Annotated in this window: 1 protein-coding gene and 1 pseudogene; both read left to right on the top strand. The window is 41.5% G+C overall.

Features of this window, described 5'->3' with window-relative positions; genetic code table 11:
- A pseudogene (locus A3729_RS04005) lies at positions 1-280 on the top strand (DeoR family transcriptional regulator); the annotation flags it as partial.
- Between the two features lie 259 nt (positions 281-539).
- Positions 540-778 (top strand): FAD-dependent oxidoreductase (locus A3729_RS04000; protein WP_156497635.1); only part of this gene is annotated, 239 nt, incomplete at its 3' end.

The following is a 778-nucleotide window of genomic DNA, read 5'->3' as shown; positions in this document are numbered from 1 at the left end:
CAGCCAGTTTAAAGTCGACTACGCGATCATTGGTATCAGCGGTATCGACGATACAGGTGACCTGCTCGACTTCGACTATCAGGAAGTGAGAGTTTCTCGAGCAATTGTCGAGAACTCCCGCAATATTTTCCTTGCCGCTGACCATTCAAAATTCGGACGGGATGCCTTAACTCGGCTTGGTAACATTGCCGAAGCTCATCATATATTTACCAGTGAAACACCACCGGAAAGCATCGTAAGTATTCTGAATAAAGAAAATATCAAGCTTACCGTCGCCTAACCCCTACCAATTCAACCCTGCATCGACGCCTTACTGAACCTGCGTCGATGTTTGTTTATCACTTCTACATAGCTATTTTTCACGCGCCATTTATAACAATTCACGCCGTCCTATTCTAAGATTATTTTCAATTAATTTTCAGAAAGCCTAATTCTGTCACGCTTTTTCGAAAAACTGTTGAACAATTATTACATTTCGCCTAGCCAAATGTTCGTTTTATGACATAATATGTAAAATTATTAACGTTTTTGAGGTTTATATGAACATTAGCAGTGAAAAAAAGGAACTTTTCTATGATTTAGCTATTGTTGGGGGTGGCATTAACGGGGCTGGTATTGCTGCCGATGCCGCTGGCCGAGGCTTAAAAGTGTTCTTATGTGAACAAAATGACTTGGCTTCAGGTACATCTTCCAGCAGTAGCAAGCTAATACATGGTGGACTAAGGTACCTGGAACACTACGAGTTCAGACTAGTTAAAGAAGCGCTGGCAGAAAGAGA

The sequence above is a fragment of the Oleiphilus sp. HI0043 genome, assembly GCF_001634935.1.
Note: the sequence above shows the minus strand (reverse complement) of the source record. Positions and strands in the feature narration are given on the sequence as shown.